The organism is Micrococcus sp. LASM2_SD2, from assembly GCF_057364565.1.
Genome location: NZ_JBNFOB010000312.1, coordinates 1 through 2,136, shown reverse-complemented (window position 1 = coordinate 2,136; position 2,136 = coordinate 1). Strand labels below are relative to the sequence as shown.

The following is a 2,136-nucleotide window of genomic DNA, read 5'->3' as shown; positions in this document are numbered from 1 at the left end:
GCCACCAGGGCGGTCGCCCCGCCCAAGCCGCCCAGCGCGAAGGCCGCCGGTCTCCACCTTCTCCGGCACGGTGTGGTCGCCCTCGTCCCCGGAGGGCGCGTCCGGGGCGGGGGTCTCGTCCTCACCCGGCGCAGGCTCGGACGGCGCGGTGTCCTCGGCCAGGGCCTCGACGACCACCCATTCGCGGTACTGCGAACCGTCCTCGCCCTCGTAGGTGCGCTCGCTCACGTACGGTCCCGGCTGTTCCGGCGTGAGCGACGGGTCCGTGAGGGCGAACTCGTCGGCAGAGGTCTGCGCGCCCGTCAGCTCCACCGGCACGGACTCACCGCCAGGTGCGGATCCGCCCAGGGGGTTCAGCTCGGAGAGGTACGGCGTGTCCACGCTCGGGCCGACCGGCACGCCCACCGCGTGGAAGTTCGGGCGGGCCTCCACGCCGCCGGAGGTGGTGTAGGTGTCTCAGCCCCCCGAGACGCCGCCTTCCACGAAGACCGGCCCGTTCGGGTCCGCGTTCATGTCGATCTCCTGCGAGGCGACCTGGCGGTCGTTCACGTAGACCTCGAGGATGGCGACGTTCGGGGCGCCATCGCCGCGGAGTTCAGCGACGGCGTCCACCACGTCGTCACGGTCCACCAGGCCGTAGCCCTCGCCCCACTCGAACGGGACGTGGCTGACCTTGTGGGACATCTCGCCGACACGGACGGCGACCTCCACCTGGTCCTGCTGGACGACGCCGGAGAAGTCCTCGTCCATGGCGGTGAACAGATACCGGCCGGTCTGGACGGTGGGGGCCTGCACGCAGCCCAGGACGGTGCCGTCGGCCGGGTTCGCCCCGCCCTACTCTTGGCCGTCCTCGGCCGCGGCGCCGGCCGCGCCGGACAGGGCCAGGGCGAGGGCCGTCGTCGTGCCCGTGAGGGCTGCGGTGAGCTGGCCCCTGCCCGTCAGGGTGTCTCCGGCCTCCGAGACTCGCGTCCGATGGCACCGGACGTGGGGCGCCCGCGCCAGGGGCTCGGCCGTCCGGAGGGGATTCGAGACGGGTTCGTCACCCGATGGTCACGGTGGGGCAACGACGCCGGCACGCACCCTGGGTGCGTGCCGTCGGGTGGTGCCGGGGCCGGGTCTCAGCCGTGGATCGTCACCGGCTCCTGCAGCCAGAGGTCTCAGCGCGCCCTGGCGTACCGGAACGCGACGATCTCCCGAACGACAACACCGCCGAACGCGACGCTTTCGCGAACGAAAGCGGTGAGGTGGGGCGAGAGGCTCGGGCGTCAGGGCATGCGGTCCGTCTCCCGCGCGATCAGCCTCGCCAGCGGCCCGTCCTGCTTCAGCTCGGCGGGACGGCCGCAGGCCACGATGTGCCCCGCATCCAGCACCGCCACCTGGTCCGCCGCGTCCAACCCGGCCGAGGTGTGCGTGGCCTCCACGATCGTCGCCTCCGGCAGCGCCGCCCGCAGGCCGGTGCGCACCGCGGCGGCGGTCTGCGGATCCAGGTGGGAGGTGTACTCGTCCAGCAGCAGGACCCGCGGTGCCGCCAGCACCGCGCGCGCCACCCCGAGCCGCTGCCGCTGCCCGCCGGAGAGGCGGCGACCCTGCTCGCCGATCTCGGTGTCCAGTCCCCCGCGCTCACGCACGGTGCCGGCCAGCTGCGCTGCCTCGAGCGCCGCCCACAGCTGCTCGTCGCTCGCCTCGGGGGCGGCCAGACGCAGGTTCTCCGCGACCGTCCCGCGGAACAGCGTGGTCTGCTGGGTGACGTAGTGGGTGGCCGTGCGCAGCTCTTCCATCCCCACGGCGGACACCGCCACCTCGTCACGGCGGTCGCCGGCCCCGTCACCGCCGTCACCGCCGTCCCCGCCGGCACCATCACCGGCCCCGGTCAGCGCCACGATGCCCGCCGTGGCGTCGTCATGCCGGGCCAGCAGCCGCAGCACGGACGACTTGCCGGAGCCCGAGGCCCCCATCAGCGCCGTGTGGCTGCCGGCCGGCACCTGCAGGCCGATCCCTTCCAACGCCGGGGCCTGCCCCGGCGCCGCGCCGGGGTAGGCGTAGTCCACCTCCTCGAGCGGACCCCCAGCGGCCCCTGCGGCAGCGCGACCGGGCGCTCCGGCTGGCCACCTCCGGCGCCGTCCTGCCGAGCTGATG

3 protein-coding genes are annotated in these 2,136 nt (G+C 74.4%); all 3 read right to left on the bottom strand.

The features are described from left to right. The coding region (locus AC2W7A_RS11840; protein ID WP_485991516.1) for a hypothetical protein at window positions 1–432 on the bottom strand (432 nt) is incomplete at its 3' end. A 24-nt stretch (window positions 433–456) separates the two neighbouring features. Continuing rightward, on the bottom strand, window positions 457–795 hold the full coding sequence (locus tag AC2W7A_RS11835) for a hypothetical protein (protein WP_485991515.1): 339 nt from the start codon (window positions 793–795) through the stop codon (window positions 457–459). Between the two features lie 470 nt (window positions 796–1,265). Beyond that, the gene (locus AC2W7A_RS11830) at window positions 1,266–2,048 is read right to left on the bottom strand and encodes an ATP-binding cassette domain-containing protein (protein ID WP_485991514.1); all 783 of its coding nucleotides are present in this window, start codon (window positions 2,046–2,048) and stop codon (window positions 1,266–1,268) included. Window positions 2,049–2,136: the final 88 nt, after the last annotated feature.